Genomic DNA, 5,652 nt, shown 5'->3' with positions numbered 1-5,652 from the left:
AGTCTTGACCGTGGTGGTCGGCTACATGCTGTTGACCGTGACCGCCGACGTGATCAATCCGATCCGGCTGTTCTGAGGAGGACCGGTGAGCAGTGGTCTGTCGCCGCGCCGCAAGACCCGCCAGCTGATGGTCGGCGAGGTCGGTGTGGGCAGCGACTACCCCATTTCGGTGCAGTCGATGACGACCACCAAGACCCACGACATCGACGCCACGTTGCAGCAGATCGCCGAGTTGACCACGGCCGGCTGCAACATCGTGCGGGTGGCCTGCCCACGCCAGGAGGACGCCGACGCACTGCCGGCCATCGCCCGCAAGAGCCAACTCCCGGTGATCGCCGACATCCATTTCCAGCCCCGCTACATCTTCGCCGCGATCGACGCGGGCTGTGCGGCGGTGCGGGTCAACCCGGGCAACATCAAGGAGTTCGACGGGCGGGTCGCCGAGGTCGCCAAGGCGGCCGGTGCCGCCGGTGTTCCGATCCGCATCGGTGTCAACGCCGGGTCGCTGGACGAGCGGTTCTTGCGCAAGTACGGCAAGGCCACCCCCGAGGCGCTGGTGGAATCGGCGCTGTGGGAAGCGTCGCTCTTCGAAGAACACGGTTTTTCCGACGTCAAGATTTCCGTCAAGCACTCCGACCCGGTGGTGATGGTCTCCGCCTACCAGCAGTTGGCGCAGCAGTGCGACTACCCGCTGCACCTCGGTGTCACCGAGGCCGGTCCGGCGTTTCAGGGCACCGTCAAATCCGCGGTCGCGTTCGGGGCGTTGCTGTCTCAAGGCATCGGCGACACCATCCGGGTGTCGTTGTCGGCGCCGCCCGTCGAGGAGGTCAAGGTCGGCAACCAGATCCTGGGGTCGCTGAACCTGCGGCCCCGCGGGCTGGAGATCGTGTCCTGCCCGTCGTGTGGACGGGCGCAAGTCGACGTCTACAAGCTGGCCAATGAGGTCACCGCCGGTCTGGAGGGGCTGGACGTGCCACTGCGGGTGGCCGTGATGGGCTGCGTGGTCAACGGTCCCGGCGAGGCCCGCGAGGCAGATCTGGGTGTGGCGTCGGGCAACGGCAAGGGCCAGATTTTCGTGCGCGGAAAGGTGATCAAGACCGTTCCGGAGTCCCAGATCGTCGAAACGCTGATCGAGGAGGCGCTGCGGCTGGCGTCGGAGATGGGAGAACTGGGCCACCTCCCCGAAGGGCAGACAGCCGAGACTTCCGACGGGTCTACCGGCGGTCCGCCCACGGTGGCCGTAAGCTGATTAGAGCTGGATCGGGCCGCCCGACCGTCAGTTCGCAGAAAGAGTCACCGAAAGAGTCAGATGTCGGCTCCTCCGATTTTTCGCCTGGTCGATGAGCGACGAGTCTCGGTGGTGCGTGACGCTCGGGAAGCAGCAGCCGTGTGGCGGGTACTCGACCAGGATCCGGTCGGGTCGTGCATGGTCGCGGCACGAGTCGCCGATCACGGTGTGGACCCCCCGTCGATCGGTGGTGAACTGTGGACGCGGCGCGGTGTCGATGAGTCACTGTGCTACTCCGGCGCCAATCTCGTTCCGCTGAAAGGCAAGCCGGTCGACCTGAACGCGTTCGCCGACAAGGCGATGAGCACCGTGCGGCGCTGCTCGTCGCTGGTCGGCCGGGCCGAACTGGTGCTGCCGATGTGGCGGCGGCTGGAGAATGCCTGGGGCCCGGCCCGTGACGTGCGGGGCAGCCAACCGTTGATGGCACTGCGCAGCATGCCGAACTGCTCGCTCGACACTGAGGTACGCCAGGTACGGCCGGACGAACTGGACGCCTACCTGGCGGCCGCCGTCGACATGTTCATCGGCGAGGTGGGGGTGGACCCACGGCTGGGCGACGGCGGCCGCGGCTACCGCCGCCGGGTGGCCAACCTGATCGCGGCCGGCCGGGCCTGGGCTCGCTTCGAACAGGGCACGGTGGTGTTCAAGGCCGAGGTGGGGTCGCAGTCGCCGGCGGTCAGTCAGATCCAGGGAGTCTGGGTCCATCCGGAGCGACGCGGCCATGGGCTGGGCTCTGCCGGCACCGCGACACTGGCGTCGGTGATCGTCGGGACCGGGCGGATCGCCAGCCTGTACGTGAACGACTTCAACCTGGTGGCCCGGGCTACCTACGAGCGGGTGGGGTTCACCCCGGTGGGCACCTTCGCGACCGTACTGCTCGACTGAGTCGGTGAGACATCGTCCGAGATTGCGCGTAGGGCTGTGGGAGCGCGTCGTCGGCAACCATGGGCGCAATCTCAACAAACGGGCTGCAGATAACGGTTCGGTGTCGGTGCGCCTTCACCCGCGGCACGGTGGCAGCTCGTAACATCAGCCACAATGACAACTTCGACAACACTGGCATCACGCATGGGTGGTCTGGCGGCCGTGGTGGTGACCGCAGGCTGCGTTGTCCAGGCCTGCACTCCCCGCCCGGACGGTCCCGGCCCGGTTGCCGAGCGGTTTTTCGCCGCGTTGGCGACCGGCGACACCTCGACCGCCGCCCAGCTCAGCGATGATCCCGTCGCTGCCCGCGAGGCGCTCAACGCCGCCTGGGCCGGGCTGCAGGCCACCCACCTGGACGCACATATTCTCGGCTCGCACTACACCGATGACACCGGCACCGTGACCTACCAGTACGACTGGGAACTGCCCAAGCATCGGAGGTGGGCCTACGACGGCCAGCTGAAGATGGTGCGCAACGAGGGCCGCTGGGAGGTCCGCTGGACCGCCTCCGGCCTGCACCCCAAGCTGGGGGAGCACCAGACCTTCGCGCTGCGGGCCGATCCGCCGCGGCGTGCCCCGGTCAACGAATCCGGTGGCACTGACGTGCTGGTTCCCGGCTACCTGCACCACTATCAACTAGACGCCGGCCGGGCGGGCGGTGACCTGATCCGTACCGCCCGCGCGGTGGTCGTGGCGCTGCAGCCGTTCGACGACACGCTGAACGATCCACAACGGCTCGCCGAAGAGGCCAGCTCCTCGGTGACGCCGCTGGACCTGATCACCCTGCGCAGCGACGACAACAGCCGGGTCGCCCCGCTGATCGGTGAGCTGCCCGGCGTCGTGCTCAGCTCCCAGCCGGTGTTGCTTTCGGCCGACGACAATTTTGCACCGGCCATCATGGCGGAGATCAAGAAAGCCGTGGTCGATCAACTCGACGGTGAGGCGGGCTGGCGCGTGGTCAGCGTCAACCAGAACGGTGTCGATGTCGACGTGCTGCACGAGGTAGCGCCGTCGCCGGCCCCGTCGACCAGGATCAGCCTGGATCGTGGTGTGCAAAATGCCGCCCAACATGCGGTCAACGCCCGGGAATCCAAAGCGATGATGGTGGTGATCAAGCCGTCGACCGGGCAGATCCTGGCCATCGCCCAGAACGCCGCCGCCGACGCTGACGGCTCGGTAGCCACCACCGGCTTGTATCCACCCGGCTCGACGTTCAAGATGATCACCGCCGGTGCGGCGCTGGAACGGGAGATGGCGGCCCCGAATACGCTGCTCGGCTGCCCCGGCGAGATCGACATCGGCCACCGGACCATCCGCAACTACGGCGAGTTCGACTTGGGCGTGGTGCCGATGTCGCGGGCGTTTGCCAATTCCTGCAACACCACGTTCGCCGAATTGGCCAGCCGAATGCCGCCGCGGGCGTTGACGCAGTCGGCCACCCGCTACGGGATCGGGGTCGACTACCTCATCGACGGCATCGCCACGGTGACCGGCTCGGTGCCGCCGACGGTCAATGTGGCCGAGCGCACCGAGGACGGGTTCGGTCAGGGCAAGGTACTGGTCAGCCCGTTCGGCATGGCGATGGTCGCCGCCACGATAGCGGCCGGCAATACGCCGGTGCCCTGGCTGATCGCGGGTGGGCGGCCGACGACGGTCCACGGTGACGTCACTGCGATCCCGCCACGCACCCTGGACGGCCTGCGCTCGATGATGCGACTGGTGGTGACCGAGGGCACCGCCCGCGACATCGCCAACTGCGGCGCGGTGTTCGGTAAGACCGGCGAGGCCGAATTCCCGGGCGGATCGCATTCCTGGTTCGCCGGCTACCGCGGCGACCTGGCGTTCGCTGCGCTGATCGTCGGCGGCGGCACCTCCGAATACGCGGTGCGGATGACCAAGGTGATGTTCGACTCGCTGCCGGCCGACTTTCTGGTCTGACCGCCAAGATCTGAGCGCGGCTGAGCGCGGCTGGGTTGGCCGGCTTCATTAAGCTGGCAGAATGCCCGCCCGCGCCGCCCTATCCCCCGGCGTGCTCTCCCCGACGCTGCCGGTGCCCAGATCGATCCCGCGCCCGGAGTATGTCGGCAAACTCACCGCCGCAGAGGGCAGCGAGCCTTGGGTGCAGACCCCCGACGTCATCGACAAGATGCGAGTGGCCGGCCGGGTCGCCGCGGGCGCGCTGGCCGAAGCAGGCCGGGCGGTCGCGCCGGGGGTGACAACCGACGCGCTGGACCGCATCGTGCACGCCTACCTGATCGATCACGGCGCCTACCCGTCACCGCTGGGCTACAAGGGCTTCCCCAAGTCATGCTGCACGTCGCTGAACGAGATCATCTGCCACGGCATCCCGGACTCGACGGTGATCGCCGACGGCGACATCGTCAACATCGACGTCACCGCCTACCTCGACGGCGTGCACGGTGACACCAACGCGACGTTCCTGGCCGGCGACGTCGCCGAGGAGCACCGGTTGCTTGTCGAACGCACCCTCGAGGCGACGATGCGCGCGATCAAGGCGGTCAAGCCGGGCCGCGCCCTGTCGGTCATCGGCCGGGTCATCGAATCGTATGCAAACCGGTTCGGCTACAATGTCGTTCGCGATTTCACCGGCCACGGGATCGGCACCACCTTCCACAACGGCCTAGTGGTGCTGCACTACGACGAGCCCGCGGTGACCACGGCCATCGAGCCCGGGATGACGTTCACCATCGAACCGATGATCAACCTCGGCGGGCTGGACTACGAGATCTGGGACGACGGCTGGACGGTGGCGACCACGGACGGCAGGTGGACCGCACAGTTCGAGCACACCCTGGTTGTCACCGACGACGGCGCCGAAATCCTCACCTTGGCGTGAGCCGGTCAGCGGAAAACCGTCCCGCGACGGACCGGCTGGTTATAGCGTGCGTAGATGCCCTCGACGATGACCACCGTCGACGGGTTTCCCGTCCCGGTCAGCGTGGCCGGCCCGGAGGGGAGCCCCGTCGTGGTGATGCTGAGTGCCGCACAGCGCACACTCGCCGCCTACGACGCGATTTGCGCAAGGCTGCGCACAGCGCATCTGCGCACGGTCGTCGTCGGTCACGACCCGAGGCTGACACCCAAATCGGTGATCGGAATTCTCGATGCGCTGGACATTCAGTGGGGCACCGTGGTCGGCGACCGGGCGGGCGCCGAACTGGCGTGGGAACTGGCCGCGACCAGGCTGGACCGGTTCATCGGCTTGGTGGTCATCGACCGCGGCCATCCGCGAACGCCCGACGTCAACGGCGTCATCCGCGACGAACATTGCCCGCCGGTGGAGATCAACACCACCGTGCTGGTCAGCACCCCGGCCGCGCACGCGGTGGCCCGCGCCAGCCAGCAGTTCGTGTTAGGAGATTTACGCGTGGTGGAGTTGCTCAAACGGCGCAGCGCCCGGGAGTCCACCGCACAGGTGG

At 67.6% G+C, this 5,652-nt stretch carries 6 protein-coding genes; all 6 read left to right on the top strand.

Annotation, left to right across the window (positions count from 1 at the left end; genetic code table 11):
• A partial coding sequence (locus AC2VON_RS06730) for a hypothetical protein (RefSeq protein ID WP_486952244.1) occupies nucleotides 1-76 on the top strand: 76 nt, incomplete at its 5' end.
• Between the two features lie 9 nt (nucleotides 77-85).
• Nucleotides 86-1,249, top strand: a complete 1,164-nt coding sequence (gene ispG / locus AC2VON_RS06725) for a flavodoxin-dependent (E)-4-hydroxy-3-methylbut-2-enyl-diphosphate synthase (protein WP_486952243.1) — start codon at nucleotides 86-88, stop codon at nucleotides 1,247-1,249.
• A 60-nt stretch (nucleotides 1,250-1,309) separates the two neighbouring features.
• Complete coding sequence (locus AC2VON_RS06720; protein WP_486952242.1) at nucleotides 1,310-2,173, top strand: GNAT family N-acetyltransferase; 864 nt, start codon at nucleotides 1,310-1,312, stop codon at nucleotides 2,171-2,173.
• A gap of 153 nt (nucleotides 2,174-2,326) precedes the next feature.
• Nucleotides 2,327-4,150, top strand: coding sequence for a penicillin-binding transpeptidase domain-containing protein (locus tag AC2VON_RS06715; protein WP_486952241.1), 1,824 nt, complete (start codon nucleotides 2,327-2,329; stop codon nucleotides 4,148-4,150).
• A 61-nt stretch (nucleotides 4,151-4,211) separates the two neighbouring features.
• Nucleotides 4,212-5,069 carry a type I methionyl aminopeptidase gene (map, locus tag AC2VON_RS06710; protein ID WP_486952240.1) on the top strand — a complete coding sequence of 286 codons (858 nt, stop codon included), beginning with the start codon at nucleotides 4,212-4,214 and terminating at the stop codon, nucleotides 5,067-5,069.
• 54 nt (nucleotides 5,070-5,123) lie between these two features.
• Nucleotides 5,124-5,652, top strand: a 529-nt coding sequence (locus tag AC2VON_RS06705) for an alpha/beta fold hydrolase (RefSeq protein ID WP_486952239.1), incomplete at its 3' end; no start/stop codon positions are given.

The organism is Mycobacterium sp. TH-M82, from assembly GCF_057473605.1.
This window is presented reverse-complemented; position numbering and strand designations above follow the sequence as displayed.